This window comes from Alteromonas mediterranea DE, assembly GCF_000020585.3.
Lineage (GTDB): Bacteria > Pseudomonadota > Gammaproteobacteria > Enterobacterales > Alteromonadaceae > Alteromonas > Alteromonas mediterranea.
Window position 1 is genome coordinate 3,286,687 of record NC_011138.3, and the last position, 26,817, is coordinate 3,313,503.

At 44.5% G+C, this 26,817-nt stretch carries 31 protein-coding genes; 29 read left to right on the top strand and 2 right to left on the bottom strand.

Features of this window, described 5'->3' with window-relative positions; all coding sequences use genetic code 11:
- The first annotated feature begins 345 nt into the window (after window positions 1-345).
- The 29 genes from MADE_RS20610 to serA all read left to right on the top strand — a co-directional run bounded on the left by MADE_RS20610 (window position 346) and on the right by serA (window position 24,906).
- The gene (locus MADE_RS20610) at window positions 346-513 is read left to right on the top strand and encodes a hypothetical protein (RefSeq protein WP_012519384.1); all 168 of its coding nucleotides are present in this window, start codon (window positions 346-348) and stop codon (window positions 511-513) included.
- Between the two features lie 1,160 nt (window positions 514-1,673).
- Window positions 1,674-1,904 (top strand): hypothetical protein, encoded by a 231-nt coding sequence (locus tag MADE_RS14540; RefSeq protein WP_012519389.1) that lies wholly within the window; start codon window positions 1,674-1,676, stop codon window positions 1,902-1,904.
- A gap of 151 nt (window positions 1,905-2,055) precedes the next feature.
- Window positions 2,056-2,238: a hypothetical protein gene (locus tag MADE_RS14545; RefSeq protein ID WP_012519390.1), complete on the top strand. Its 183-nt coding sequence runs from the start codon at window positions 2,056-2,058 to the stop codon at window positions 2,236-2,238.
- On the top strand, window positions 2,220-2,414 hold the full coding sequence (locus tag MADE_RS14550; RefSeq protein WP_012519391.1) for a hypothetical protein: 195 nt from the start codon (window positions 2,220-2,222) through the stop codon (window positions 2,412-2,414). Before MADE_RS14545 ends, MADE_RS14550 begins: the two co-directional genes overlap by 19 nt.
- Window positions 2,414-2,635, top strand: a complete 222-nt coding sequence (locus MADE_RS14555; RefSeq protein ID WP_012519392.1) for a hypothetical protein — start codon at window positions 2,414-2,416, stop codon at window positions 2,633-2,635. Before MADE_RS14550 ends, MADE_RS14555 begins: the two co-directional genes overlap by 1 nt.
- A gap of 13 nt (window positions 2,636-2,648) precedes the next feature.
- Window positions 2,649-2,861: a hypothetical protein gene (locus MADE_RS14560; RefSeq protein ID WP_012519393.1), complete on the top strand. Its 213-nt coding sequence runs from the start codon at window positions 2,649-2,651 to the stop codon at window positions 2,859-2,861.
- A gap of 153 nt (window positions 2,862-3,014) precedes the next feature.
- The gene (locus MADE_RS14565) at window positions 3,015-4,019 is read left to right on the top strand and encodes a P-loop NTPase family protein (protein ID WP_012519395.1); all 1,005 of its coding nucleotides are present in this window, start codon (window positions 3,015-3,017) and stop codon (window positions 4,017-4,019) included.
- A gap of 72 nt (window positions 4,020-4,091) precedes the next feature.
- Window positions 4,092-5,258: a vWA domain-containing protein gene (locus tag MADE_RS14570; RefSeq protein ID WP_012519396.1), complete on the top strand. Its 1,167-nt coding sequence runs from the start codon at window positions 4,092-4,094 to the stop codon at window positions 5,256-5,258.
- Window positions 5,255-5,968 carry a hypothetical protein gene (locus MADE_RS14575; protein WP_023559842.1) on the top strand — a complete coding sequence of 238 codons (714 nt, stop codon included), beginning with the start codon at window positions 5,255-5,257 and terminating at the stop codon, window positions 5,966-5,968. Before MADE_RS14570 ends, MADE_RS14575 begins: the two co-directional genes overlap by 4 nt.
- Window positions 5,965-6,663, top strand: a complete 699-nt coding sequence (locus MADE_RS14580) for an Nmad5 family putative nucleotide modification protein (RefSeq protein WP_012519398.1) — start codon at window positions 5,965-5,967, stop codon at window positions 6,661-6,663. Before MADE_RS14575 ends, MADE_RS14580 begins: the two co-directional genes overlap by 4 nt.
- On the top strand, window positions 6,656-6,955 hold the full coding sequence (locus tag MADE_RS14585; RefSeq protein ID WP_012519399.1) for a hypothetical protein: 300 nt from the start codon (window positions 6,656-6,658) through the stop codon (window positions 6,953-6,955). Before MADE_RS14580 ends, MADE_RS14585 begins: the two co-directional genes overlap by 8 nt.
- A 110-nt stretch (window positions 6,956-7,065) precedes the next feature.
- Entirely contained in the window at window positions 7,066-8,904 is a 1,839-nt protein-coding gene (locus tag MADE_RS14590; RefSeq protein ID WP_470207100.1) for a DNA polymerase, read from the top strand.
- 59 nt (window positions 8,905-8,963) lie between these two features.
- Window positions 8,964-9,158, top strand: a complete 195-nt coding sequence (locus tag MADE_RS14595; RefSeq protein ID WP_023559844.1) for a carbon storage regulator — start codon at window positions 8,964-8,966, stop codon at window positions 9,156-9,158.
- A gap of 2 nt (window positions 9,159-9,160) precedes the next feature.
- Complete coding sequence (locus tag MADE_RS14600; protein ID WP_023559845.1) at window positions 9,161-11,725, top strand: primase-helicase family protein; 2,565 nt, start codon at window positions 9,161-9,163, stop codon at window positions 11,723-11,725.
- Complete coding sequence (locus tag MADE_RS14605; protein ID WP_023559846.1) at window positions 11,718-12,464, top strand: PD-(D/E)XK nuclease family protein; 747 nt, start codon at window positions 11,718-11,720, stop codon at window positions 12,462-12,464. The genes MADE_RS14600 and MADE_RS14605 overlap by 8 nt, the downstream gene beginning before the upstream one ends.
- Window positions 12,465-12,935: 471 nt before the next feature.
- Window positions 12,936-13,082, top strand: coding sequence for a hypothetical protein (locus MADE_RS20615; RefSeq protein ID WP_023559848.1), 147 nt, complete (start codon window positions 12,936-12,938; stop codon window positions 13,080-13,082).
- A gap of 17 nt (window positions 13,083-13,099) precedes the next feature.
- Window positions 13,100-14,488, top strand: a complete 1,389-nt coding sequence (locus tag MADE_RS14615) for a DEAD/DEAH box helicase (RefSeq protein WP_023559849.1) — start codon at window positions 13,100-13,102, stop codon at window positions 14,486-14,488.
- Window positions 14,485-14,751, top strand: coding sequence for a hypothetical protein (locus tag MADE_RS14620; RefSeq protein WP_023559850.1), 267 nt, complete (start codon window positions 14,485-14,487; stop codon window positions 14,749-14,751). The genes MADE_RS14615 and MADE_RS14620 overlap by 4 nt, the downstream gene beginning before the upstream one ends.
- 9 nt (window positions 14,752-14,760) lie before the next feature.
- Entirely contained in the window at window positions 14,761-15,240 is a 480-nt protein-coding gene (locus tag MADE_RS14625; protein WP_023559851.1) for a hypothetical protein, read from the top strand.
- Window positions 15,241-15,252: 12 nt separating this feature from the next.
- Window positions 15,253-15,627 carry a gp33 family protein gene (locus tag MADE_RS14630; protein WP_023559852.1) on the top strand — a complete coding sequence of 125 codons (375 nt, stop codon included), beginning with the start codon at window positions 15,253-15,255 and terminating at the stop codon, window positions 15,625-15,627.
- Between the two features lie 80 nt (window positions 15,628-15,707).
- Window positions 15,708-16,409, top strand: coding sequence for a hypothetical protein (locus MADE_RS14635; RefSeq protein ID WP_023559853.1), 702 nt, complete (start codon window positions 15,708-15,710; stop codon window positions 16,407-16,409).
- Between the two features lie 87 nt (window positions 16,410-16,496).
- On the top strand, window positions 16,497-16,895 hold the full coding sequence (locus MADE_RS14640; RefSeq protein ID WP_023559854.1) for a hypothetical protein: 399 nt from the start codon (window positions 16,497-16,499) through the stop codon (window positions 16,893-16,895).
- Window positions 16,896-17,115: 220 nt separating this feature from the next.
- Window positions 17,116-18,309 carry a tyrosine-type recombinase/integrase gene (locus tag MADE_RS14650; protein ID WP_023559856.1) on the top strand — a complete coding sequence of 398 codons (1,194 nt, stop codon included), beginning with the start codon at window positions 17,116-17,118 and terminating at the stop codon, window positions 18,307-18,309.
- 104 nt (window positions 18,310-18,413) lie between these two features.
- Window positions 18,414-19,310 (top strand): ribokinase, encoded by an 897-nt coding sequence (locus MADE_RS14655; RefSeq protein ID WP_012519404.1) that lies wholly within the window; start codon window positions 18,414-18,416, stop codon window positions 19,308-19,310.
- A gap of 23 nt (window positions 19,311-19,333) precedes the next feature.
- On the top strand, window positions 19,334-20,275 hold the full coding sequence (locus tag MADE_RS14660) for a nucleoside hydrolase (RefSeq protein ID WP_012519405.1): 942 nt from the start codon (window positions 19,334-19,336) through the stop codon (window positions 20,273-20,275).
- A 61-nt stretch (window positions 20,276-20,336) separates the two neighbouring features.
- Window positions 20,337-21,965 (top strand): GAF domain-containing hybrid sensor histidine kinase/response regulator, encoded by a 1,629-nt coding sequence (locus MADE_RS14665; RefSeq protein ID WP_012519406.1) that lies wholly within the window; start codon window positions 20,337-20,339, stop codon window positions 21,963-21,965.
- 33 nt (window positions 21,966-21,998) lie between these two features.
- Window positions 21,999-22,688 carry a 5-formyltetrahydrofolate cyclo-ligase gene (locus MADE_RS14670; RefSeq protein WP_012519407.1) on the top strand — a complete coding sequence of 230 codons (690 nt, stop codon included), beginning with the start codon at window positions 21,999-22,001 and terminating at the stop codon, window positions 22,686-22,688.
- Between the two features lie 86 nt (window positions 22,689-22,774).
- Window positions 22,775-23,431 carry a ribose-5-phosphate isomerase RpiA gene (gene rpiA / locus MADE_RS14675; protein WP_012519408.1) on the top strand — a complete coding sequence of 219 codons (657 nt, stop codon included), beginning with the start codon at window positions 22,775-22,777 and terminating at the stop codon, window positions 23,429-23,431.
- 245 nt (window positions 23,432-23,676) lie between these two features.
- Window positions 23,677-24,906: a phosphoglycerate dehydrogenase gene (gene serA, locus MADE_RS14680; RefSeq protein WP_012519409.1), complete on the top strand. Its 1,230-nt coding sequence runs from the start codon at window positions 23,677-23,679 to the stop codon at window positions 24,904-24,906.
- A gap of 145 nt (window positions 24,907-25,051) precedes the next feature.
- Here the strand turns inward: serA and MADE_RS14685 are convergent, their stop codons facing one another.
- Together MADE_RS14685 and MADE_RS14690 are read right to left on the bottom strand one after the other, a co-directional pair.
- A complete protein-coding gene (locus MADE_RS14685; protein WP_012519410.1) occupies window positions 25,052-25,798 on the bottom strand; it encodes a DUF481 domain-containing protein in 747 nt (248 codons plus the stop codon).
- Between the two features lie 214 nt (window positions 25,799-26,012).
- Window positions 26,013-26,816 (bottom strand): DUF481 domain-containing protein, encoded by an 804-nt coding sequence (locus MADE_RS14690; RefSeq protein ID WP_023559858.1) that lies wholly within the window; start codon window positions 26,814-26,816, stop codon window positions 26,013-26,015.
- Between the last annotated feature and the right edge of the window lies 1 nt (window position 26,817).

Sequence of the window (26,817 nt, forward strand, 5' to 3'; positions counted from 1 at the left end):
GAGACAGTGTTCAGAAACTACAACACCTGGTGGGCCTATATGCTAATGACCCAGAACCTAGGACAAAGTTTCTCCCGTCACATAATGACGGACCAAGGACCCAGAAAACAGGTCTTTGCAAAACTTCCTGACGGCGAGGTCGTAGGTCATTGGACCCCCGCAGAATCTATTGGGTACTGTTACTAATGCAGATAATAATAGATGCCACAGGCGGTACAATAGACATAGATGTAATAGACCAATCACTTTCTCTAGTAATCAATAAACTTGTCCCGCTAGGTACTACCCATTTTAAGTGGGACCGATGTTCATATTGTAACCGCATTCTAAAAAAGGCCGAGTAAAATGATTACATTAGAGTTACTCGATAGTCCTCAAAACCCTGTTGACATTAACTTTTTTGAAGCAAGCCAAAAAGAATGCCACATCGTATCGTCACTTTTATTGAAACTGTCTTCAGAACTTAGAAGAGAGCACCCCAATATATATTATGTGGAGTATTACCAAGAATGATAGAACTGTTCAGAGTCGGTAACAGGAACGGGAATAACCCCATAGACATAGCTTACGGGAATTCTGGTACTGGAATACGTAACCAAAAAGTAGCCGCTGTATTCAAGAAACTGTCTTCTAAATTATCTGTATATACAACCTTTGCGGTCTATCGACATGATAAAAATAATTAAATTCAACAATACAAAAAACCCAGTGGACATAAACTTTTATGGTGGCACAGCGGCCGACTCAACTGTTTTAATGGAAATACTAAGACAACTAAGTTATGAGATGTACGTTTCACACGAATTTGCGGAATATTACACAGAATGATTGAATTAATCCGACACTTTCATGAATCAAACCCAGTAGATATCAGCCACATGGATGGCGGATACTCAATATCAAATATACTTGCTAAGTTAACCCCAGGCATGTTTTGCCATAAGCATTACTCTGAGTACTTTTGCCATGAACGATGAAGTAATTGAAATCGTACGGTATAAAAGCATAACTAAAAACCCCGTAGATATATTTTTTGACGGTAAAAGAAACGAAGAGTTATCCGCTATATTCAAAAAGCTGTCTACCGACATGTATGCTTTTACGAACAACTCGATGGAGTACATAATATGGCCTCTCGAATGATCGAAATAATAAAAAACGAAGAGACGATTCGCCACAACCCTGTAGATATTTTTTTCGTTGGAGAGCAACACGAAAAGTTAAGAACTACCCTCAAAAAACTATCTCAGAATCTAGGTATATTCGGGAGCCACTTAATCGAGTACATAAGATGATTCGGGTAGTATATTTCCCCGAGAGAACAAATTCGAATGTGCTAGACATAGATCATTTCGATGAAGCCTCTATCACAGGACCTATAATCCAGAAACTAGGGCCTTCGAACTTAGAAATGTCTGGTACAGGTAATTATACGGAGTACTGGGATCATGAAAATCCTACTTCTCAGGATGGCTAACCGAAATCCCATAGACATCATTACAGATCCTTCTGTTCATGACGTCATAATATCCATAGCTTCAATCAATAAAACAAAATCTATAAGTAACATGAAAACCTATATTGAGTGTTACCTATAACTAAAAGTTATTTAACAAACTTTATAATCTCTGATTATATAAACAACCTTACCCCGTCATTCTAAGGAGACGACAATGTCAGCAATTGAAAAACGCGAAGTAGAAATCACAGAAGAAGAACGCAAGTTACTCAACGAACACGGTGCTACGTTAACCGACACCGAAGACGAGTGGCGCGCGCTCACCGCGATGATGCACAACATCACTTTTGAAGATTTGGGCAACATCATTCTTGCTAACCCAGCCGAAGGCGAACCCCTTGGCATTTTCTTTAAAGAAACAGACAAGGGCCTTACATTGGATTAATCCATGCCGTTGTTAAGCAAACTCGTACGGCATCTGTTGTTTACCTTAACTGCAGATGTCGTACGTAACCCCGAAAAGTATTCCTATCACGCTAAGCGCGCTTACAGCTCAGCAGTATGTAAAGCTCGAAATGCTAAGGAGAAGATCAGAAATGAAATGGAACGAATTAAAAAATCTCGCCAAAAACAAGCTAGACCAAGCGATACTAAAAGTAGCTCCTTGGGTGATAGCGAGTAGTGGCTTAGCCATAGGGATTTTTTGGCTTGCTCCTGTCTTCGCCATGCTATGCATAGGTTTTGGTATCGGAGTATGGGTATGCAACAAAAAACCATGACATTCCCCAACCACAACGAGTGGCTCGCGGCGGTAGCGTTCTTCGGTCTTTACTATGATAAAGACGAAACCAACGAATACCCTACAGACGTTGCTCGTAATCCCCATAACGGGGAATGTTTCGGTGTTTATGACACAGAAACGGACCACAACTATTTGTGGATAGGAGAGCACTAGTGCGCAGCAAACACACCGTGAAATACGATTCGTTAGATACATGGTTAGCTGCAGCAGAGATGTTCGGGTACAAGGTGGTAAAAATGTCTCGCGGTCGCGCTGCTTATCGTAAAGCAGTAACCAGAAATGGCCATCGTAGAGACGTTATGTGCGGCTCGTACTCAATAACGACTAACCCTTTCACCCAAAAAGTCACTGAAACTAATTGGCTAGAAGTATAATCAGGAGTTATATATGCCCCGTGATACTGAAAAAGAAACTCCTTGCGAAACGGAAGAGCAATTCCGTGGCGCTGTGGAAGTTATCCATTCTAAACCAGGCAAGGACATACATATCGTCGAAGACGGTGAGTTCTACCTGTTCGCGTTCGATCATGAGAGAAACAAGATCGGATTTTTCAATAAATCAACTAGTGCAGGATATGTAAAGGATGCCACGAGTAATTGACCTGTATGTAGGTTTCATCGTGCTTATCCCTTTACTTGCCGGGCTCAGTTTATTCAACCCGTTGTATTGGCTCTGGGTGCTTGTAGCTTATATGAAGTACCGCAAAGCCGTTAATTTAAACGCTTATTTAATTTCTCAATTAAGGAAACAAAAATGAAATCATCTGACATTGTAAACGCTATCGCTTTCCAGTTCACCGCTAACCGCATGCAGACATTCGCTATTGAAGGGCAGCCGGGTGTAGGTAAATCTGCGGTTGTTTACCAAGCTGCTAAACAACTAGGTGTACCGGTCATCGAATTCCGTCCATGTAACCACGGTATCGAAGACCTTGTTGGCTTACCAGATTTCATCGAACGCGATGGTAAGCGATTCTCGACATTTGCCAAACCAGACTGGCTACCACTCGCGGACCGTGACGGCCCAGAAGGTATTTTCTTCATCGATGAGTTCGCACAAGCGGCACCAGCGATGCAGAACTCCCTAAGTTCATTGATTCACGCTCCTCGTAAGCTACATGACTACGAAGTACCGAAAGGCTGGATGGTTGTTACTGCGTTTAACTCGGCCAAACACCGTGCGGCTACGCATAAAATGCCAACACACATCGCTGACCGACTGGCACCTAAAGTTGAAATGGACTTTGATTTAAACGACTGGGTGAAATGGGCTGAAGACGCAGGTATAAATACTTCGTTAATTGCTTTCGCTAAATGGCGTGAAAACATCCTGACAAGCTTCGATCCTAAGCTAGACATTAACTGTACACCTCGTTCGCTTGCTATGTGCGACCCGTACGTAGATGCGCCGGCTGAAATCCAACACGAGCTTATTAATGGCACAATCGGTGAAGGCAACGGCGCGGAGCTACTTGGCTTTTTGCGTATCTGGAAAAACCTACCAGATATGGCGTATTTGCTTAAACACCCTGACACCACACCGGTGCCTGACAAACCAGACGTACTGTTTGCATTAACCCAGGCGTTGTCTTATCGCTGCGACATCAACAACGCCGATCACTTAGCGAAGTTCGTAAAACGCATGCCAAGTGAATACCAAGTAACGTTCTTTAAAGAAACGTTTAAACGCACGAAAGAAGTGTCTCGCTCACAAGCGTTCCGCGACTTCCTTCAAGCTAACCAAGCACTAATTGTTTAGGTTATACACCGATTAAATATTGGCGTAATTAATCTTACGCCAATCGAAACAGAACAAAACTAGGAGACCAAAATGGACGCCCTTACTCGATTAACCCGTGCAAGAATCAAACTATCTTTGCACATGCCATTTTTTGGTAATTTACTGCTTAACTGCCAGCTACGTGAAGAACCACAAATCCCAACAATGGCGACCGACGGCCGTGACATTTTTTACAACGTAGAGTTCGTAGAAAACATGGAAATGAAAGGTCGTGATGATGAATACTTACAAGGTATTCTATGCCATGAAGTCATGCACAAAGTGTTCTTACATGTCGATCGTTTAAAAGGGCGTAACAAAGAACGTTTTAATGTTGCGGCTGACTATATAATCAATGATTTTATCAGCAAGGCAGGCGTGCCGTTGCCTCAAGGTGTACTGTTATCCGACGAGTACGATATGAATTGGAGTGCTGATGCTTGTTATGAAGATCTCGTACAAAAATTCGACCCTGATGCGCAGGACAATCCCGATCACTTATTAGAGGGTAACGATTTTAAACCCTCTGACGGTAAGCCTTCTCAAGGGCAAGCAACCAGCCCATCGGAAATGCGCCAACGCGAATTAGAAATGCAGCAACAGCTTACTGCAGCTCGCGATGCTCAAAAACGTGCAGGCGGTCACTGCCCTGACGTCATCGCCAAACTCGTTGACGACCTTATCCAACCGAAAGTCGACTGGCGTGCTAAATTACGCGATTTTGTACAGATGACAGGCAAAAGCGATGTGTCTTGGGCCCGCCCCTCACGTCGTGGGTTACCGCATGGCATGTACCTACCCATTATGCGCTCGGAAGAGTGCCCCCATTTGTGCATCATTTTTGACACCTCTGGGTCTATTTACTGTAACCAGGAGATGGTTACAGCATTTTTATCTGAAGTGAATGGCATTATCGAAGATTGCCCACCAGAAAAAATTACCATAATTCACACGGATACCGCAGTACGCCACGAAGAAGTACTCGAAAAAGGCGAGATGGTTGATAACAACTTTCACGGAGGCGGGGGCACGGACTTTCAAGCAGTTATGGAACATGTGACACAGCTAGAAGAGGCCCCAGCCGCTGTGATTTTCTTCACGGATTTATACGTGTCAGATCACGGACAAGATCCAAATTGCCCCGTCCATTGGATGGTGTATGACAATAAAACCCCAGAACAACCACCGTTTGGCGAGGTAACAGTAATAGAATTATGAACATGTTTACACAGCTATCACAGAAATTTGGTAACTGTAAGGATGCGTCCAAGGGTGCCCGCCTAACTGGCGGGATGCACACCCGCCCCGTGGGTTTCGACATGGGGGTTTATTACAACGGTGAACTTTTATTTGTTGTAGATCAAAACGACACGGTGACGTTTAAAGTCACCCTCGATCAAACCAACGAACATAAGTTCAGCCGTATCCGCAGCGCGTTCCGTAACTACGGAACTCTCTGCATGCACCACAACTTGGAAAAAAGCCAACGCGTTAAGCACTACACGTGCCCATATCGTTATAAAGGTGTACGCATTGCCGATGGGGTTCAAGTAACCCCTAAAGGCGAAGTGCTTGTAGCGGCCCAGGACCCAGAACGAATAATCAACGAGTCACAGCGTACGGAACTTAATCAGAATATCCGCAAAACAACCGATGATATATGGGCCTATATCCAACTGGCGTGGACCCACGATCACGGCCGCTATTGCCCATATATAGAACTAGAAAGTGACGTAAAAAACCTACCTTCTGGGTTTGAGGCCCTAGAACGACTCTTAGATGGGCACATAAATAATGACGACGTCGTTGCTGTTATGCGCCACTACTACGCTTTTAATGGCAAAGATTGTGTTAAGCAGGCCCTGAATAAATACAAACGTGAGTACATGGTCGCTTACGGTATTGAACAATTTAAGGAGATCAAATGACCTTATCTAAACAAAACAAAGTTACCATCATGGGACGTGTAGTAAAAGCACTGTTCGATCAGGCTTTCAAAGACGCCGAAATTAAACTCAACGACGCCGCAAAAGAAATGCGCGAAGCTTCACAAAAAGCATTCGAAAACATAAAGGCCTGTGCTCCGAATAGCTTAAAAGACTTTATGTCGGCTAAAAGAGCATACATATGGGATATTAAAGACTGCCCCGGTTCACCCAACACTGTCTATTATGCAGACTTTGAAGGGGTATCGGCCTACCATTTTTCGTTGAGCCTTGAAAATAATCTGATGAACGGTTTTTTAGTTAACCCAAACACAAACGAAATACTTTGTGACCGTGAATTTCTATCACGCTACAACACCGTGTATGAAGAAGCGAAAAACCTAGCAGCAGACCTGAAACAAACTGCAGAAAAGACAGAGTTGATATTATCATCAGTATCTACGCTTAACCAGTTGCTTGAAACCTGGCCTGCAGCTCGGACTTCTGTCCCTCGTGAAATGTTCGCTATAGAAGAAGCCCGTAAAGCGCGAGAAAAGGAACGCCGCGAGCAGGCAAAGCGCGAGCGCGTATTACGCGAGCAAAAGCGTAAGCTTGAACTCGAAGAAAAACTACAAGATATCTCAGATCTAGATACTCGTATCTTTGCGGCGTCGTTAGCGGGTGACTTAGATGGCTAATCTCGCACCTAAGTCCGTCACTATTACCCCTAACGGCAGCTATGTCGAAGTGGAAATGGACGGACATGACATATCGGAAATGATCGCTGAACTCGAAGATATGGGCTGGTCGGCTGCGGACGCTGCTGACCATTTCGATCACACTGATTTATTAGACTTCATTGACAGCCAACACATAGCTGACAATTTTGAAACTCATATCTGCGATAAAGACTGGATACTCAACCATGTGATGGATTACCTAGACCAAGACGATTTAGCCAACTTATTATTAGGCAACGAGGTAGCATGATCGACGTAACCTTAGACTGGGAGACGTATTTCGACTCCCAGTACAATATAAAAAAACTAGGTACTATGGCCTACGTCCGAGATCCTAGGTTCCAGATTCTAGGCGCTTCGATGAAGGTCGAACACGAAGATACCCGCTGGTATACGCCCAATGAAATAGATGTGCTTGTTGAAGAACTTAAAAGCCTAGAAGCATCCAACGGCGTACGCCTTATAGGCCAAAACACCAAGTTCGACGGACTAATTTTAGCTGAGAAGCACAATTTCATCCCCTCTTATTACTGCGACACCATGGCAATGGCCAAAGGACTATGGCCGCACCATAAATCAGACCTGGACTCGTTAACCAAACGACTGTTCCCTAACGACAAATCTAAGCACAAAGGAACTGAGCTCGAGTCATTTAAAGGTAAAACCTACGAAGACATCGAAGCCGATGGCACAGAACAAATATTGATCCAGTACGGTGTGCAAGATTCCGATATTACCTACGAGTCTTTCAAACAGATGGAACAGTGGTATCCCAAACCAGAAATGGACATAATAGATATGACAGTGCGCATGTTCTGTGACCCTGTCTTTGTACTTGATACATCTCTTATGGACCGCGTTGCCGTAGAAGCAACCAAAGAGAAAGAATCAGTCATACAAACGGCTATCGATTTCGTCAACTCAGATGAAATAAAAGCCAGACGATTGATGATAAATGGGGAACTACAAGCGATATCCCCTAAAACATTCTCTAGTAATAAAGAATTCCCGTTGTTGCTTGAATCACTTGGTATGGATATACCGATGAAAAAAAGCCCAACAACAGGGAAGCAAACCCCGGCGCTCGGTAAAAACGACGTACCGTATATAAANTTGAAGCGAGAAAACCATGAGTTCCTCCCTATCTTCGAAGCCCGTGAACGCGCAAAATCAAATCAGGCTGTTAGTCGCGCCAAAAAACTCGTGCAAGCCGTTAATGGCCGCCCTAATAACGATAATAAACTTGTTGTACCTCTGGTTTATTATGGGGCACATACCGGGCGTTACGGCGGTAACGAAGGACTAAACCTCCAAAACCTACAACGCGGTTCTGAACACCGTAAAGCACTGACAGCCCCCTTTGGCCAGCTGGTCTATGTCGCGGACTCATCGAACATTGAAGCACGTATCGTTGCTTGGTTCGCCCAGGAAACCGCACTGTTGAATCAATTTAAAAACGGAATAGACACTTATGCCACTCTTGCAACAGACATCTACGGATTCCCCGTCACAAAACAAACCCACCAACTTGAGCGTAACGTGGGGAAAGTGGCCCGTCTTGGACTTCAATACGGGATGGGTGCCCGTACGTTCCACAGGACAATGGAATCGGGCCCAATGGGGATACCTCCTATGCCATGGGCTTTCCCCGAAATTGAGAAAATTGTTAAAACGTATCGGCGCACTCACCCAATGATCAAAAAGTGCTGGGAAATTGGTAACCAAATCATCCAGAAAATGATACGCAAAGATACCTTGGAAACCTGGCGATGTCTTACAGTACGCCATCAGTGCCTAGAACTCCCAAATGGGATGTATTTGCAGTTCCCGAACTTACGGAACAAAGAAATACAAACAGCCCAAGGGCCGCAGTATGAAGTGGTTTATGACAGCTATGACTATAAGTCTAAAAAGCTCGTTGAAAAACGCTTATATGGCGGGAAACTTCTTGAAAATATCGCCCAAGCCTTAGCTGGACTGGCGATGAAAGAAATGATGTTGGACATACAAGAAGATCTACGCGCCTATAACGGCCGAGTGGCTCTTCAAGTCCATGACGAAATAATTGCAGTTGCAGACGGAAGTACCCCTGATGTCGTGATGCAGATTATGTATGACAACATGAATACCTCCCCTTCTTGGGCACCGGATTTACCCCTGGAGTCTGAGGGAGGATACGACACTTGTTATTCAAAATAACTTGTTATTGTTATAATCATTGATTATATTTACAAACCAATCATCAGAGGGAACAACCAATGTCACTAGCTCTTACAGCAAACCCCGCTACCAGTGATAAATTCTTTGTCACATTTGGTACCCAAACCTGCGAAATTACAGTAGTAAAAGATAAACACCACGGGCGCGTGCGTCTTCTTTTCGATGCCCCTAAAGACGTGATCGTAGACCGAGAAAAAATCCATCGTAAACGCCACGGACTGGACAAGGAGTAATCATGGCACAATTGACCTTTCTGGCAGCGTCCAGTAAGGCTAAACTGTGCAAAACGTACAATCAAAAGGGCAGCAAAGCATATCCGAACGTTGCCCATTTTGATTCTTACGCGGTACCTATCGCGCACAGTAAGACAGGCATTGGAGAGCTTGAAAAAGCCTTAAAGACCGCTGCACAAAATGGACATTGTTTGTTGAAAGGCGAAGCCAAGCAACAAATCAAGAAAAAACGACGTGTAGGACTTACTGATAAAAACGCCCTTACAGACCATATCGTTATCGATATAGATGGTCTAGCGTTACCCAACATAGATGTATCCCAAGAAAAACTTAATGCGCGCCGTATAAAAGAATTAGCGGAGCAAACACTAACAACGATTTTTCCCGCTTATATGCATAACATCAGTTATGTGTTTGGCGTGTCTTCAGGCTTCGGTCTAAAACCAACAATCAACATCCACTATCATTTTTTATTGGATGATCCTGTAGAGCCAGCAGCGCTGAAAGACTGGTTACGCAGCATGAACTTCGATAACGAACTAGTGCGAAGCCAACTTACATTAAACAAAACTAAAACCGCGTTAAAATGGACGATAGATCCAGCTACTGCAAATAACGCACAGTTAATTTATATCGCACCGCCGGAGTTCGTTGGAGTTAACTCTCCTATCGCGAATGACGACTGGCGAATACAGTCAGTTAAAAAGGTCGACCATACATTAGACCTAGCACCTAGGCTAACGAACCTAGATCCAGATATCGTAAAACAAGAAACCGATAAGCGCATCAATGAGATCTGCAAAGAACTAGGTGTTAAACCCCGTAAAACAAAATATTTTAATTTCAAAGATGGGCTAACAGGAGAAGACAGAGCTTGTGTTGCGAATCCTCCGAGGATGCGAATCCGATTTGAATATGAACGCGATGGATATGCTCACTTCAATATTAACGGGGGGGATTCCACCGCGTATTGGTGCTTCACTGATAATCCACGAGTCATGTACTCATTCAAAGGCGAAGACCCCTTTTCCTTCGAATCTGCTGACCCAGGCGCTTACAAAGATTTCTGCAACCAATTCGCAAAGAAAATGGAAGACAATGTCAAATACATGGTCGTGCACGATGTGGAACGTGACACTTACGCCAAAGTCTCGTATCGCCAGGGTGATGGAACGCTTCTCTCGCTTAACTACTCCAAAAAAGATAGCTGTAATGACTGGCTTTTGGCTAATGGCGAACCTGTTCCTGATGTTATTCCTCCATGGACTATAGAATACAATCCGCGCGCCTCTACTGGCGTCGATATGCGAAGCAGCATAATCAATACCTTCGTAGAAACGGATTACATGCGAGCAAACGCAGACATACCGGAGGAAATAACTGAGGGCTTAACCTACGGTTACGGTTCTAGGTTACATGCCGTATGTCCTGTGATATACCAAGTGTTGTATCACGTATTAGGGAACGAATTACCTACGTTTGAGCATTTTATCAACTGGCTAGCTTATGTTTTTCAAACAAAAACTAAAGCTAAAACCGCATGGGTTTTGCAGGGTACCCAAGGTACGGGTAAAGGGATTCTGTTTGAGCACATTCTTGCGCCGCTATTTAACCACCCACAATACGGAACACAACACCCTGCAGCATTAGAAAAATCCATGGAAAACTTCGATGATCAATTTAATTCATACATCGAGCACTGTTTGATCATGGTAGTCGATGAATTTCGCATGGGTAACTCGCGAAACACTAACGTTGAAAACTTTTTCAAAAACGCAATAACCCAAGAAATGCAGACGCTTAGATTAATGCGTTCTAACCCTATATCACGGCGCACTTATACGAACTTTATTTTCACTTCTAATGAAGCCGATTCAGTACGTATAGATTCCGAAGATAGACGTTACAACGTAGGCGAATTTCAGCGCGTTAAACTCAAAGACGTAATACCAGATTTATTCGAGCGAAACATAGGTAAAGAAATCCAAGCCGAACTTAATCTATTCGCAACGTTTTTGATTAGATTTCAATGGGTAGAGCGTCACGTTCGTAACCCAATACTTAATACTGCGAAGCTTAAACTACGCGAGCACAGTGCTGATGCTTATAACCTACTTATGCAAAAGTTCGTCGAAGGCGATCTATCTGCATACTGCGAGATTTTAGAGTCACTTCCTGCAACGGACTTAGAGCAACTGCGTTTCCAATCAGTAAGAAACACCCTTTTGACATGGATAGCCAAAGCCAACACCGGTCACGAATGCGGTGTTAAAAAGCAGCAGCTCCGCGAAGTGTTTGAGTATTTCGCTAACAAGTACCTACCCCGCAAAACATGGAACACCATGCTCCGTAAAATGGGTATAGAAGAGCAGCGTATCACCTGCGACGGCGTGCGCGATCGATTCTTGGTGACAAAATGGACGCTGGAAGAAACATACAAAGAACAGCTACTGCGCAATAACGCCACACAGATGGATGTCGAAAGACTCAAGAAAATCGACTTAGACATCTCAAAGTATTACGACATGGCTAACCCGCAAGACACCGATGAGGCTGCCGATGCATAAGATGAATCCCGATCAAGTCTTTGTCCCAGGACAAAGGTTAAAGACCCCAGAACCTAGTACCGGCGATGTACCGGTCTGGGCTTTTACGACTATCACCGACTTCGAAATGTGCCCTTACAAAGTGTACAAAGCAAAAGTCGAAAAAGTGAAAGTTGACAACAGCGATAACGCTGCACTGAACCGAGGCATTAAAGTCCATGACGACGCAGAAAAGTTCGTACGCGGCGAAATCGACATGCCTGCAGAGCTTAAAAAGTTCGAGAAAAAGTTCTTAGACCTACGTGAACTGTTTAGCGCAGGAATGGTAGAGCTAGAAGAAAACTGGGGTGTAAAACAAGACTGGTCGCCATGCAGTTGGCGCGACAAAGATCTCTGGGGCCGTATCAAGCTCGATGCTTTTGTAATGGAAACGCCCACCTCTGGGTGGTGTATCGACTACAAAACCGGCCGTAAATTCGGTAACGAGTTAAAACACGGTTTGCAGGGTATGTTTTACACCATCGCCGCGTTTGAACGTTACCCAGAACTTCAAACCGTACAAACCGATTTCTGGTATGTCGATAAAGGCGAAGAGTTAAACAAACTATACACCCGTGCAGAAGCAGAGGTGCTAAAAACACGTGTAGAAAAACGCGCTTTAGCACTGACCACCTGTACAAGCTGGCCCCCAAGACCGTCGCAACACAATTGTAAATGGTGCGACTACAAAAAAGAAAACCTATGTGAGTGGAGTGAATAATGAGCACCGGACCTTTCGACCCAAACAGCGGCTATGGTGTGTATACCCACCAGGATATGTCTAACAATCCATGGGTAAATGTAAACGACCCGACATGGATTAGAAACCGTTTAGCCGAAGNAAAAAAAGAACACGTATCAGTAGCGCACCAGCTAAGAAGGATACTTCAAGAGTCAATAGAAGCGCGTGACTACTACACACGCGAAATATTAGACGGAGTAGATACCCTTTTCCGCAGTGAGCNAACCGGGTTAAACNAAGAAGANGCCGCCAAACGACTCTTTNAAATCATCGCTCCGCACCTAGACCATGCAGCCNTTATNCCNAATTATTTACTGGGGAATACAGATGCAGATCTTAGTGACGGAGAGTAAAGAATGCTATTTAACGCCACGCGAGTTATTCAATAAATTCAGGACCGCTGACCCTTGGCTATTTGAAGATTAACACACACAAGGGCGCGTTATCTCCATGTTTCTAGCGTTAAATAACAGCGACGCCCTCATGGCAGAGCACCTAGATAAGTTTTGTAATGTCGACATGCTTGTAGCCTTTCTGGAAGACACCGGTCAATCATGGACATGTACTACTTATGAAGTCGATTTATATGAAAGTTAATAATCAGAGGTTATATCATGTTAGCACCGCTATTTAATAACCCACCGATGTTTAAACACCAGCAGGCATTCCATGATTTCTGGCTGGACAACCCACGGGTGCTTAATTTTTCTGATGCGGGCTCGGGAAAAACACGCGCGACATTAGAAACAATTAATACACGTAAGACCCAGGGCCTAGCACAAAGAACCTTGGTTCTGGGGCCGTTGTCTATCCTCCAACCTGCCTGGGGTAATGACATCGACAAATGGACACCGAATTTAACGTACTCAGTGGCGTATGCCAAAAACCGTGCACAGGCATTTGCAGAAGACACGGACATTGTGATCACAAACCACGATGCTGTTAAGTGGCTAGAGCAAAACCCCCAGGTGTTGGTTGGTTTCAACACGCTGGTAGTCGATGAGTCGACCGCGTTTAAGAACTATAAAACAGCGAAACGCACTAAGTCGATAATGAAACTGGCACAAGCGTTCAGGTACCGCGTAATTTTAACCGGTACCCCGAATCCTAAGTCGGTTGTCGACCTATGGTCGCAGGTACATATTGTAGACGATGGCGAACGACTAGGTAAAAATTTTTACCACTTCCAGAATCAAGTACAAACACCGTATCAGGTAACCCCCACGGTTAGACAATGGCGGGACAAACCTAACGCCGAAGAAGTCGTCACCGCGATGCTGTCAGATATTACGTTTAGGGTGAAACTCGAAGACTGTATTGATATGCCTGAAAACATCGTTACGGATATGTCGATTGATATCCCCAAAAAACTACGCAAGCAGTACGAGCAATTCCTCGAAGATTCGATCTTGGAACTAGAATCTGGGCGCGTCGACGCGATCAACGCTGGTGTACGTTTTAGAAAGCTACAACAAATGCTGACTGGCTGTGTATATGATTCAGCCGGTAACGTACATAAGGTCCACAACGAGCGCTATGAACTGGTTCGTGACTTAATTATGGAACGTAACCAATGCTTGGTGGCGTTTAACTTCAAGCATGAACGCACGGCGATGGTCGAGCTGTGTAAAAAAGAAGGGATTGTTTACGCTGTGATCGACGGAGAAACGAAAGATACACAAAGATCTGAAATTGTCGACCAATTCCAAGCCGGTAATATCAAAGTGATCTTCGCTCACCCGCAATCTGCAGGACATGGGCTCACGTTAACCGCAGCGACAACCACTATATGGGCTAGCCCTACTTACAATGCAGAGCACTATGAACAATTCAATCGCAGGTTCTATCGTGCAGGACAAACAAAGCGTACCGAAACTATCCGTATTGCTGCTGCAGATACGATCGAAACGTCTGTGTACGAAAAGCTCGAAGGTAAACGCGTTAAGCTACATAACACCCTCGATCTACTTAAAGAACTTGCTGAGTCTAGGGCAGCCGCATGATTGATTTAGAAAAACATTTACGTGATTTACAAAACGAATTTTTACTGCACCTGTATAGCACAAAAAAACGCAGGGCATTAATTAACTATTTCGCAGATGACTCTAATTCATTTTCAGAGTTACTCGAAATGTACGACAAGACGTGTGCCAAAGTAAGTTCGCAGGACGCTAAACGCACGCAAACTGCACACTGGCAAAGCACAACCTATGAAATTACCGATTCAACGTCTACCCAACCAACCATTAAAACCCAAAAGATATAAGGAGCCCTTATGGACTTTTTCGATTTACAACAAGAAGTACCTGCCTCAACTACTAAGTCTGAGGATATCGATAATGAAAGTGTCACTCAAGATGAGCGCGAAGCGATTTCTTCGCAATTTACTGAAGAACCTGTGGCCGAATCAGCCGTGGTAGAGACGGAAGCGGAAGTAGAAGCGGAGCCAGAAAAATCACCCGCTGATGTTGCTCTTGATGCCATGCGTGACCTGACCAAGGTTATCCGTTCTAAGGCCAAGGTCGTAGAACAAATAGCGGAGAAAAAGATCGAGTTAACCAAGCTTACCGATGAGTTACGCGGCATGCTAAATGGTGAGATCGATCAGACCGAAGAACGCGACGACTATACCGTTGCCGTGGAACGCAAAAAAGCCGAAACAGATTTAGAGCGTTTGCAAAAACGCGCAGATCCAAATGAGCTGCGTTCGCAAATCAACGCTACTATTGAGGCGTTAGAAAATTACCAGCCGTAAGCCGGAGTAATTATGTCGAAGTTAAAAGAACTCATAGGTCAAGCGCTCGAAGAGCGCCGAACCTATCGCGAGCTCGATAAGAAAGCCAAGCTTCACAAAGAAGTATTTGATGATTTGAAAATGCAGATCATCAAAATTTGTGAAGAACTCGGCATCGATGCGACCAGCATTGACGGGCTTGCAAATATCCGTGTCAGTGAGAAAACCCACGCGTCTGTAAAAGACTGGGATGCGCTCATTGCGTGGATGAAAGAAAACGATGCGTTTTATTTGTTTCAAAAGCGTATTGCTAGTTCTGCGTATAACGAATTGTTAGAGCAGGGCGAAGACATTCCCGGTATAGAGCCTTTCAAACAGGCAGATGTAACTATCCGCGAATTAAATTGACACTAAATATAATCATTGATTATATTTACTGTCCAGCACTAATGCTGTACTAACGAAGTAACCAAAGAACCGAGGACTATATGTCACTACCATCAACGATCCAAAACACCAGTACCCTGCCAGCTCACCTACAAACAGGTGTTGCACTGGGGAACGAAAACGTAACCCCTGACGACTTACAAATCCCACGTATTAAATTGATTCAGAAAATGAGCCCAGAAGTGGACTCGGATTCAAGTCGATTTATTGCTGGCGCAAAAGCAGGTGATTTGTTAAATTCCGTAACAGGCGAACCGGCTGAAGAACTATTAGTTATTAACTTGTTCTTCGAAACGGGCTTTACCGTCTTTAAGAAACGCGACCTAGGTGGCGGTTTCTTCGGTAACTTCGCATCGGAAGCAGAGGCTAAAGAGTCACTGACCGACGAAGGGGAAGACCCGGCTGATTTCGACATTGCGCAAACGGCAACTCACACTTTACTTATCTTAAATGATAAAGGTGAAGTAGAAATGCCAGCGTTAATGGACTTCGCATCATCTAAGCTCAAAGTATCACGTGCGTGGAACTCTGACTTACAACTACGCTGCGGAAAAGGAACTCCCCGCTACGGTGCAGTTTACCGTATATTCGGAAAACTCGATCGCAATCCTCGCGGTCAAACGTGGCATAACGTAGACTTCGAATTTCAAGGTTGGGCAGACGAGAACCTGTTTGCCGAAGCCAGCGAGAACTATACTCGTATGAAGTCTACTAAAGAGCCTGCGGAAAAGGCTGTGGCATAAAGACGGTGGTGCACATCACCCGTCGTCTCGATGTGCACTAACTCGTAGGTCTTGCCCACCTCTCCGTGAAACGGGCTTTAATACCCCATGATTGAATCCGACTTTACTCGTGCCGTGCATAAGAAAATCCCAGCTACGGTGCGTAAATGGAAAATCAATGATAACTTTTTCGGTGGCGTATCTGATGCGTTTTACCGAAGGTTAGATGGCGTAGGATCACCCACCTGGGTTGAATATAAATACATCAAAGCGTTGCCTAAACGCGAATCGACTTTGATCGTCCCAAAGCTTAGCGCTCAACAAAGAGTCTGGCTAGAAGAAGCCGAAGCAGCAGGCGAAAAAGCATTCGTAATTGTAGGATACAAATCAAAAGGCGTGGTGTACGCACTTGACGAGTTGGACGGTATTACCTGTGAGGAGTTTCAAAAACGCCTGCAGTCTTACCAGCAGCTCGCGGATGTCATAACAGCATCGGTGCAAATGTGATGGAGTTATCAGTAAACGAACTAGTTAAGTCATTAGTTAGACAAGAAATGTCTAACGCCCCTAAGTCAGCTACGCTACCAATTGGTGTATACTATCGCGACTATGATGTAACACCCGAAGCGGTGCGTCAGCGTTTAAGCAAAGGAGTTTGGCGTTTAGGTCACCATGTTTTGGACGTAAAANGCGCANGCCGTTTCGTAGACTTAGATGCAATAGACAAATGGGTAAGACAACAAGGAAGATCAACCTTCCACGCGGAGTAACTATCCGCGAGAATAAAAAATCCAAAACAATTTNGGTAGCATTTACTTATAAAGGGGTTCCTTGTCGGGAGCCCCTTTCAGGTTGGCCTACAGATAAGTCCAACATTACTGCTGCTGGAAACTTGCTGGGCGAAATAAAAAACAAAATAACTAACAACGTATTTCGCTACGCCGACTATTTCCCTAATTCTAAAAAACTTAAACTCTTCGGTCGCGGTGTTTCCAATGCTTCGATAGGCTTCTACCTCGAACGCGCAATAACCGAGGCGGAAAACAAAGGACTTAAGACCGGTAGCCTCAGAACCTACAAAAGTAGAGCGACCGTGCTTAAAAAGTACGTGGGTAACACCCCAATAACGCAATTTGATTCACGTAGCGCGCGAGAATTAGCTCAAGAATTAGCCATTTCTATGGGAAATTCGACCCTAAACAGTACATTCAAAGTACTCCGTGCAGCTTTTAGTGAAGCCGTTGTAGACGGGACTATCACTAATAACCCATTGTTAGGGTTTAAAATTTCCTCTGCTGTTAAGCGCAGAAAGAGCAAGCAGAAAGATAAAGTACAACCTTTCACGTTAACCGAGCTTAAAAAACTCGCTGCGTTCCAGGATCTACGTGAAAGAACCTATATCCAAGTATGGGCGAAAACAGGACTGCGGTCCGGTGAGCTGTGCGCGCTTCGATGGGAGCATGTCGACTTAGAACGAAAAACAATAAACATAGATGAAAACTACGTCACTTACGCTAAGGAACTTGGAACCCCTAAAACTGAGGCAAGCGAACGGACTATACAACTGGACGAAGAAACAGTGTCTTTGTTGCAGATCCTAGAACCTGGGAAACTCCCGTTCGTTTTCCATAATTCAAGAAGCAAACGTGAGCACTTTGATACCTACTCTTTACGTAGGCTATTAATAAAAATGTGTGATGAATGTGGCGTTTCTTATCGACACCCGTATAATCTCCGACACACTTATGCAACGATGCGAATTTCTCTTGGGCATAATTTGTGGGATATAGCCAAACAAATGGGTCATACCTCACCCAAAATGTTGTTTGAAACTTACGGTGATTACATCGAAGAATATGCAGAAAAAACGACAAATTCGCACCCTCAACACACTCGGATTTTTGAAAGTATAGAAAAGTAGCGTAAAATCAGAAGCTTATGAATAACCGCCCTGAACTTTTCGGTTCACGGGCGAAACATGGACAGCGGCATTCTGGGAAGCGCCCTCTTTCGACGGAAGAAGAAATGGCAATAATAAATTTTGGCTCTATCAATATCGACCACGTTTATCAGGTAGATCACTTTGTGCAACCTGGTGAAACGCTAGCCTCAACCCATTACCAAACGTTATTAGGTGGTAAGGGCGCAAACCAATCTATCGCTTTAGCGCAAGCTGGTGCCGACGTACGTCATGTTGGCAGCATTCACGAGAACGATGCATCATTCAAACAAGCCTTAATTAAAAAAGGCGTTGATTGCCGTGGTGTTAAATGTTCAGAAGTCCCTTCTGGGCACGCAATCATTCAAGTAACGCCCAGTGGTGAAAACGCCATCGTACTGTTTGGAGGCGCAAACCAAACGATTACCGCAAAAACGGTAATGCAGGCGCTAGATGACACACGCCCTTCTGATTGGGTACTTACTCAAAACGAAACAAGTAGCATTGAAGAAGTACTGCGCCAAGCGAAAGAAAACCAGCTAAAAGTGGCCTTCAACCCTGCCCCTATGAGTGAGTCTGTTAAGCAGCTCCCGTTAGATTGCGTTGATTTACTAATTGTAAACGAAACGGAAGCAGCGGCTATTACCGGCAAAGAAGAATTTGAAGAAATTGTGACAGTGTTCAAAGAACAATGGTCACATTGCGAAGTTATCATTACACTGGGTAAAGCGGGTGTAATGATGCTGCGTAAAGACGACGTTATAAAAGTTAACGCCTTTACGGTAGATGCAGTTGATACAACCGCAGCAGGCGACACCTTTATCGGTTACTTTTTGTCTGCCTACAGCAGCCACACCGATGCTAAGCAAGCACTCCGTAGAGGGTGTGCCGCGTCGGCAATTGCAGTAACCCGAGAGGGTGCAGCGCAAAGTATTCCATCACAAAAAGAAGTGGATCGTTTCTTAGCGAAACACGCCAACTAGCAAGACGCATTTGAGACAACTTGATGACACATAAAATCATATTAGATACAGACCCGGGTATTGATGATGCAATGGCGATATTTTTCGCTTTCCAATCTCCAGACATTGAAGTACTTGGCTTAACTACGGTTTACGGAAACGTACCGGTAACGATGGCCGCACAAAATGCGCTTACGCTTTGTGAAATTGCGGGTAAAGATATTCCTGTAACGAAAGGTGTTGGTATGCCTTGGGTTGGTCCTGAGTCAACGTACGCCCACTTTGTCCACGGTGAGCACGGCTTCGGTCACATTAAGCCTGAAGCCCCTAAAACTGAACTCGACCCGCGCAGCTCTGCGCAGTTCATTGTAGATATGGCGCGTAAATACCCTGGCGAGATAACCATTGTTGCTATCGGCCCGCTAGGCAACTTGGCCCTAGCCCTTCGCCTTGAACCAGACCTACCTAAATTGGTTAAAGGTGTTAGCATTATGGGAGGCGCAGCGTTTGTACCTGGTAATGTTACGCCAGTAGCTGAAGCAAACATTTGGAACGATGCGCACGCCGCTGAAATTGTGTTCGCGGCAGAGTGGGAGCTTACCATGTTTGGTTTGGACGTGACGAACTTCACGCCATTCTCTCCGGCTTTTGTTGAAAAACTAGAAGAAAAGAACAATACCCTTGGTGGTTTTGTGAAAGAAAGCGCACAGTTCTATATGGACTTCTACTCGCAAAACCGCGAAGACCGCGTGTGCTTTTTCCACGATGCATTCCCTATTGCTCACCTTCGTCACCCAGAGCTATTTGAACTGACCGAAGGTCACGTTCGCGTTGGTACTGGCACGCTAGACAGAGGCCAAACGGCGGTTGCCCCTATGGGTACTACACCTAGCCCGCTTTGGAATGAAGCAAATACGATTAAGGTAGCAACTAAAGTTGACCACAAAAAGCTGGAACAACTATTCGTAGACACCTACGCTCTATGATATGTTTAAGGGATTGTTAATATACAATCCCTTTTTAATTTCAGCGCAGGTTTTTTAGAATATGGAAGCGGCTCCTCTCCCAGATAATGAAGATGAACGTCTTGCTGAATTATTGAGCTACGATGTTCTCGACACCGAAGCTGAACAATTATTTGACGACCTAACCACACTAGCTTCCCAAATATGCGATACCCCTATTGCGCTTATTAGCCTTATCGACCCTGATAGACAGTGGTTTAAATCGCGAGTGGGATTAGACGCAGAAGAAACCTCTCGAGAAATTGCCTTTTGCTCTCACGCCATACTACAAGATGACGTGTTCGAGATACCCAACGCATCACTAGACCCTCGATTTCACGACAACCCGTTGGTTACCGGCGCTCCGGATATCCGCTTTTACGCCGGAGCACCGCTTGTCTCTCCTTCAGGCCATGCAATTGGTACGCTTTGCACCATTGATCGCAAGCCCCGTAAACTCACAGAGAGCCAAAAAACGTCGTTACAAACGCTGAGTAAATCAGTAGTGGCACACTTAGAGCTAAAGCGTAAAAACAGAGAACTAGAGCGCACCAGTCAGTTTAGATCCGACTTTTTGTCTTATGTGAGCCATGAGATAAGAACGCCACTAAACGCTATCAACACGTTCAGTCGGCTACTTGAAGGGGAAGCGCAAAAGCTTAAGTTACCCGAATCTTTTACTACTCCTTTGTCACATGTGACGCAAAGCGGTGAAAGACTATTAGAGATAGTAAATTCTGTTTTAGATATCAAACAAATTGAAGCAGGAAAAATGCGTGTCATGCCTCGCGCGGTAAGTACACACGACTTTTTTACCCACTTATTTTCACTTACCAAGATTCGCGCTGAAGATGGCGGCATTACATTTACGTCCACCATTGATAGCCGTGTTCCCGACACACTGTTTTTCGACGACACTAAGTTTGGGCAAGTTTCACTTAACCTATTATCTAATGCGATAAAATTCACCAACCCAGGTAAGTCGGTTAACGCCCAGGTAAAATACAAAAATGATAAGTTAATATTCAATGTTATCGATCAAGGCATTGGTATCAGTGAAGAAGATCAAAAACGGCTTTTCACTCCTTTCGAGAGAATGGAAAACGCCCATCAAATTAGCGGGACAGGCCTAGGATTAAATATATCAAAACGCCTTATTGAGTTAATGGACGGCACGATCAAAGTAAGCAGTAAGGTGAACGAAGGGACTCGCATTAGCGTAACCTTGCCCTCCGATGTCTTAACAGCAAATGAGTTTGCCAATGCACAGCCACAAAGCTTCGTTGCGCAAATAAATATAGATAAATCTGCTAGGGTTTTAGTTGTTGAGGACCATTACATTAACCAAGTTGTTATCCAAACATTGCTCGAGAAATTAGGGGTAGCTCACGCTATTGTCAGCACGGGCGAAGAAGGCGTGAAGTATGTAAACGCTAACCCTGTAGACCTTGTATTAATGGATTTAAACCTGCCAGGTATTCAGGGGGACGAGGCCACCGCTCAGATAAAAAGCATGAAACCCGAACTGCCAGTGATTGCGCTAACCGCGGATGCCATCACTAAGCCAGCGTCTTTATACGAAAAAGGACTTGATGATGTACTCACAAAGCCTGTCGACAGTAATGAGTTAGTACGAGTACTCAACCAATTTTTGGCGGTAAAAAGGAATTAGAATGATAATGTTAAGTGTGTGAGTAATCGACCCATGCCCGCATCAACAATTTCAGCTAGTCAGCGCGTTAAAAACAGTAATACGCTGCCCGAAGCGAAAGCCAACGCCCGTACAATATTGAGAAAACAACTTCGAGAAGCCCGCCGTGCGTTAAGCCCACAACAGCAGCGTGATGCCGCGCAAGGCGTAGTTAAACAACTCTGTTCGCTGAATTTTTTAATAGAGGCTAATACCATCGCGGGCTACCTAGTTAACGACGGAGAGGTTGATTTAAAAGACTATATCGAGATGCAATGGCAAGCCCCTCAAGCAAAACAGTTCGCGCTACCAGTGTTACACCCAATATGTAAAGGTCACCTGCTCTTTCTTTCCTATACTCAACATACAGCGTTAGTTAAAAACAAATACAATATTGAAGAGCCGGCCTTAGTTTGCCCTAGCGTTATTCCTACGTCGCAATGCGATGTTATCCTTATGCCCTTGGTTGGCTTTGATACTAACGGCAATCGCCTGGGTATGGGAGGCGGCTATTACGACCGCACCCTAGCCTTTACCCAGCGCAACGTTTATCCACAAAAAAATATAAGCAGCAACAAACCTAAGCTTGTTGGTATTGCACACGACATGCAAGAAGTCGAGGCGTTGCCTGTAGCCTCGTGGGATGTTCCCCTTGATGCTATTGTTACTCCCACACGCACGCTAGTTTTCAATACCGCTGAATAGTCGATATAACAAATTGTGACTATGAACTTGTGGGTTCATATAGGCATATAAGTTACACTGCCAACAAAATAAGTCGGAGAATGACCATGGATCAGAACGCAAAGAAACAAGCCGTAGCCAAAGCAGCTATCGACTACGTTGAATCAGACAGTATTGTCGGTGTGGGTACGGGTTCTACCGTGAATTTCTTTATTGAAGAGCTCGGTAAAATTAAACACAAAATTGAAGGGGCAGTATCAAGCTCAGAAGCATCAACAGCGCGTTTAAAAGCTTTGGGCATTGAAGTATTTGCGCTAAACGAAGTAAGCAACCTTTCTGTTTATATCGACGGTGCCGATGAAGTTACCGAACACAAGCATATGATTAAGGGGGGCGGTGCCGCACTTACTCGTGAAAAGATTGTTGCAGGCGCTGCCACTACGTTTGTTTGTATTGTAGATGAAACTAAACGGGTGCCAGTACTGGGCGCATTCCCCCTCCCTGTTGAAGTGATACCTATGGCCCGTTCTTTCGTAGCCCGTGAACTGGTTAAGCTTGGCGGCGACCCAGAGTACCGTCAGGGAGTGATCACCGACAATGGCAACGTTATCTTGGATGTTCATAACCTTGAGATACTTAATCCACGGGAACTAGAACAAAAGATAAATAATATTCCAGGCGTAGTGACTAACGGCATTTTCGCTCTGCGCGGTGCCGATATAGTGCTAAGTGCAACAGAAAACGGTGTTGAGACCTTTAAGTAAAAACGTAAAAACTACCAATGGCTTTCGCCGCCAGCGTTATCATTTTGTTAGTTAACGTAAACGATAAACTGAAGCGGCGAAAAGCTATACAAAAACTACTTTCAACTTAATGCGTTTTCTGTTAATTTCCGTTTAGACGTCTAGATGTCTTTATAGCATATCGACAGTGACCACTCCCTGGCATATTCAGACCTGCTGGGGTTATTCAAGCGAAATAAATTACATCAGTGAGAGATAGCGAGTTCATGAGCAAAGTTTCATTAGAGAAGGATAAAATCCGCATTTTATTGTTAGAAGGTGTTCACCAAAGCGCTTTGGAAACGCTAAAAAGCAATGGGTATAGCAACATTGAATTTCTTAAAACCTCTCTTCCTGAAGATGAGTTGATTGAAAAGATTAAAGACGCCCACTTTGTAGGTATTCGCTCGCGTACTCAAATTACAGAGAAAGTGGTTGATGCTGCACAGAAGCTTGTAGCAATCGGCTGTTTCTGTATTGGAACAAACCAAGTTGATTTAGAAGCGACCCAGCGTCGCGGCATTCCCGTGTTTAATGCGCCTTTTTCAAACACACGCTCGGTCGCTGAGTTAGTCCTTGGTCAAATTATCCTTCTTCTTCGTCAAGTGCCTAGCAAAAATGCCAAAGCGCACCGCGGCGAATGGGAAAAAACAGCTGTAGGCTCGTATGAAGCTCGCGGTAAAACACTCGGTATCATTGGCTATGGGCACATCGGTACCCAGCTGAGTATTCTTGCTGAACACCTTGGTATGCGTGTTCAGTTCTTTGATATTGAAGATAAGCTTGTGCTCGGTAACTCTACACAGGTGAAATCGTTAGAAAAGCTTCTAAATACCTCAGACGTTGTTTCGCTTCACGTACCTGAAACACCTCAAACTCAAGACATGATTGGCGAGAAAGAGCTGTCTCAAATGAAAAAAGGCAGCATTCTTATCAATGCTTCTCGCGGGACCGTGGTTGATATTGATGCACTGGCTAGCGCCCTTGAAAGCGGCCACCTTAACGGCGCTGCCATCGACGTATTCCCAGTTGAGCCTAAGTCTAACACTGAAGAGTTTACGTCTCCGCTTCGTGCGTTTGACAACGTTATTCTTACTCCGCATGTAGGGGGAAGTACGCAAGAAGCACAGGAAAATATTGGTATTGAAGTGGCTGGCAAACTTGCCAAATATAGCGACAATGGTTCAACCTTGTCTGCAGTAAACTTCCCTGAAGTATCGCTTCCTGAGCATACGAACCGTTCACGCCTGCTTCACGTGCACAAAAACCAGCCAGGTATTCTTACGCAAATTAACCAGGCGTTTGCAGAGAAAGGCATTAATATTGAAGCCCAGTACCTTCAAACTAACGCAGAAATTGGTTACGTGGTTGTAGATGTGAAAGAAGACCGCGGTTATGAAGCCCTTGCTGAACTTCAGCAAATTGACGGCACAATAAAAACCCGTATTTTACACTAATACCGCTTTATCGACGTTAAGCCCCCTTTTTTGAAAATTGGGGCTTAAATAAAAAAACGCTGCATATAATGCAGCGTTTTTTTTAGATTAACACACAGGCCTAATGCCTAACTTACCGCGGGGGTAGTTGCGTGTATATCTTAGCTTAGAAGAAATTGTAAACTAGGCTAACAGCGGTCTCTGTATCTAGCTTCTCAACATCGTCTTCAACATTGGTGTTGTGATCAAGTTTGAATGATAGACGCATTGATAGGTTACCGCTAATAGTTGCAGTAAGGGCCGATTCAGCACGAGACTTAGTGTTATCAGAACCGACTTCCGTACTCACGGTTTGGGTGAACTTAGCGGTATCAGAGATTTTCCAAGAATAGGCCGATGACGCACGAACAATCACGCTATCTAGGTTTTCCCCATCTTGCGTTTCAATGAACGAGTAACCAGGACCAATTGAGTATTCAAGCGTATGACGCTTATTCTCTAGCACCTTTTGGTTCCAACCTGCAGCCACAGTCGCTTGATAGTTAAAGTTACTGAAGCGGTCGTCTTCGTAAGATGCGAAGCCGAATAGACGGTTATCTGGATTAGCTAGTTTATAGTTACCCTGTGCTGAACCGAAGAACTTCTGCGCTGAAGTAAATTCAATGTCTTCGCCGTCATCACCTTCCACGGTCTCTTGCTTATAAAGACCTTTAAGAACGTAGTCGTTGCTCCACTTTTCAAGTTCCTGGTGCGCTTGAATACCTGCGCTGATTGACGTGGTTTCAGTATTACCTGATGTTGAAATGAAACCTAACTCACCTTCCATTGTAAAAGGTTTTACTTCATCGTCTTGCGCGAATACGGCAGGAGAAAGAGAAATGGCAACTAAAGATGCAAGCACTTGCTTTTTCATTGAACAATCCTATTGATTAACGGTCCATCAGTTGTACACGAGACCTTTGGTACTGCTAGGCGGTACAACGCGAGTTTTTGAAGAAATTGGTTTAACGGCGTCGCACTGGGCAACCACCACTAATATTGTGGTGCGCAGTGTACATTTTCAGCCTAGACAGTCAATGCGAACCCGTTAAAAAGGCCACATTATCCTATGAATTTACACTAATTGACTAAAAAAACTGGTACACCAAAGCAACTGATGTTTCTGTACTCAACGCTGCCACATCTTCTGGTGTATCTGTCTCGTGACTTAAAATAAATGACAGCTTCATAGCCAAAGAGCCGAAGACGTTAGCTGACAACGAGGTTTCAGAGCGAGATTTCGTATTTTCCTCGCCCGCTTCGGCACTGACAAACTGCCTTAGTTTTGCGCCTGAACTCCAGTGGTATTTATATTCTGCTGAAGCCCTTACAATAATGCCGTCATTCACAACACCGTTGTTGTCCTCTTCAGCTTCGATAAAGGTATACCCCGGCCCAACACTATAACGAAACTCACTGTCTTCGTTACGCCAAACTCGCTGAGACCAACCTGCGGCTAACGAGGCGCGATGCTCATAGCCAGTAAACTTGTCATCCTCATAATCGCCGTACATGAAAAGGCGGCGGCCAGGCGTGAGTAATTTATAATCGAATTGAGCGCTGGTGTAAAAGCGTTGTGCGCTAATATCCCGCTCGGTGGTAGCACTACCACTCTCTTTATAAAGCAGTTCCGCTAGATAAATACTGCTCCAGTTTTCAGTCTCGTGATCAGCGTTTACAGCAGCTTTAACGCTGGCCGCTGACGTATTCCCGGTATTAACCAGCACGCCAAGTTCGCCGTCTAGCGTGAAGCGGGGAATTTCATCGTCAGTGTCTGGGGTGAAATCTGCGTGATAAAGTGTCTCAATGAGATCTCTTGCGTGTGCTGAAGCACAAACGCTTAAGCATAGAGCACCTACGACAAGGCTTGGCCGGAAGATTTTTGTGAGCATA

What these genes read in the sequence shown, in the direction of transcription:
- MADE_RS20610 (WP_012519384.1), top strand. Translation starts at nt 346, where the DNA reads ATGATTACATTAGAGTTACTCGATAGTCCTCAAAACCCTGTTGACATT.
- MADE_RS14540 (WP_012519389.1), top strand. Translation starts at nt 1,674, where the DNA reads ATGTCAGCAATTGAAAAACGCGAAGTAGAAATCACAGAAGAAGAACGC.
- MADE_RS14545 (WP_012519390.1), top strand. Translation starts at nt 2,056, where the DNA reads ATGAAATGGAACGAATTAAAAAATCTCGCCAAAAACAAGCTAGACCAA.
- MADE_RS14550 (WP_012519391.1), top strand. Translation starts at nt 2,220, where the DNA reads ATGCAACAAAAAACCATGACATTCCCCAACCACAACGAGTGGCTCGCG.
- MADE_RS14560 (WP_012519393.1), top strand. Translation starts at nt 2,649, where the DNA reads ATGCCCCGTGATACTGAAAAAGAAACTCCTTGCGAAACGGAAGAGCAA.
- MADE_RS14565 (WP_012519395.1), top strand. Translation starts at nt 3,015, where the DNA reads ATGAAATCATCTGACATTGTAAACGCTATCGCTTTCCAGTTCACCGCT.
- MADE_RS14570 (WP_012519396.1), top strand. Translation starts at nt 4,092, where the DNA reads ATGGACGCCCTTACTCGATTAACCCGTGCAAGAATCAAACTATCTTTG.
- MADE_RS14575 (WP_023559842.1), top strand. Translation starts at nt 5,255, where the DNA reads ATGAACATGTTTACACAGCTATCACAGAAATTTGGTAACTGTAAGGAT.
- MADE_RS14580 (WP_012519398.1), top strand. Translation starts at nt 5,965, where the DNA reads ATGACCTTATCTAAACAAAACAAAGTTACCATCATGGGACGTGTAGTA.
- MADE_RS14585 (WP_012519399.1), top strand. Translation starts at nt 6,656, where the DNA reads ATGGCTAATCTCGCACCTAAGTCCGTCACTATTACCCCTAACGGCAGC.
- MADE_RS14595 (WP_023559844.1), top strand. Translation starts at nt 8,964, where the DNA reads ATGTCACTAGCTCTTACAGCAAACCCCGCTACCAGTGATAAATTCTTT.
- MADE_RS14600 (WP_023559845.1), top strand. Translation starts at nt 9,161, where the DNA reads ATGGCACAATTGACCTTTCTGGCAGCGTCCAGTAAGGCTAAACTGTGC.
- MADE_RS14605 (WP_023559846.1), top strand. Translation starts at nt 11,718, where the DNA reads ATGCATAAGATGAATCCCGATCAAGTCTTTGTCCCAGGACAAAGGTTA.
- MADE_RS20615 (WP_023559848.1), top strand. Translation starts at nt 12,936, where the DNA reads ATGTTTCTAGCGTTAAATAACAGCGACGCCCTCATGGCAGAGCACCTA.
- MADE_RS14615 (WP_023559849.1), top strand. Translation starts at nt 13,100, where the DNA reads ATGTTAGCACCGCTATTTAATAACCCACCGATGTTTAAACACCAGCAG.
- MADE_RS14620 (WP_023559850.1), top strand. Translation starts at nt 14,485, where the DNA reads ATGATTGATTTAGAAAAACATTTACGTGATTTACAAAACGAATTTTTA.
- MADE_RS14625 (WP_023559851.1), top strand. Translation starts at nt 14,761, where the DNA reads ATGGACTTTTTCGATTTACAACAAGAAGTACCTGCCTCAACTACTAAG.
- MADE_RS14630 (WP_023559852.1), top strand. Translation starts at nt 15,253, where the DNA reads ATGTCGAAGTTAAAAGAACTCATAGGTCAAGCGCTCGAAGAGCGCCGA.
- MADE_RS14635 (WP_023559853.1), top strand. Translation starts at nt 15,708, where the DNA reads ATGTCACTACCATCAACGATCCAAAACACCAGTACCCTGCCAGCTCAC.
- MADE_RS14640 (WP_023559854.1), top strand. Translation starts at nt 16,497, where the DNA reads ATGATTGAATCCGACTTTACTCGTGCCGTGCATAAGAAAATCCCAGCT.
- MADE_RS14655 (WP_012519404.1), top strand. Translation starts at nt 18,414, where the DNA reads ATGGCAATAATAAATTTTGGCTCTATCAATATCGACCACGTTTATCAG.
- MADE_RS14660 (WP_012519405.1), top strand. Translation starts at nt 19,334, where the DNA reads ATGACACATAAAATCATATTAGATACAGACCCGGGTATTGATGATGCA.
- MADE_RS14665 (WP_012519406.1), top strand. Translation starts at nt 20,337, where the DNA reads ATGGAAGCGGCTCCTCTCCCAGATAATGAAGATGAACGTCTTGCTGAA.
- MADE_RS14670 (WP_012519407.1), top strand. Translation starts at nt 21,999, where the DNA reads ATGCCCGCATCAACAATTTCAGCTAGTCAGCGCGTTAAAAACAGTAAT.
- rpiA (WP_012519408.1), top strand. Translation starts at nt 22,775, where the DNA reads ATGGATCAGAACGCAAAGAAACAAGCCGTAGCCAAAGCAGCTATCGAC.
- serA (WP_012519409.1), top strand. Translation starts at nt 23,677, where the DNA reads ATGAGCAAAGTTTCATTAGAGAAGGATAAAATCCGCATTTTATTGTTA.
- MADE_RS14685 (WP_012519410.1), bottom strand. Translation starts at nt 25,798, where the DNA reads ATGAAAAAGCAAGTGCTTGCATCTTTAGTTGCCATTTCTCTTTCTCCT.
- MADE_RS14690 (WP_023559858.1), bottom strand. Translation starts at nt 26,816, where the DNA reads ATGCTCACAAAAATCTTCCGGCCAAGCCTTGTCGTAGGTGCTCTATGC.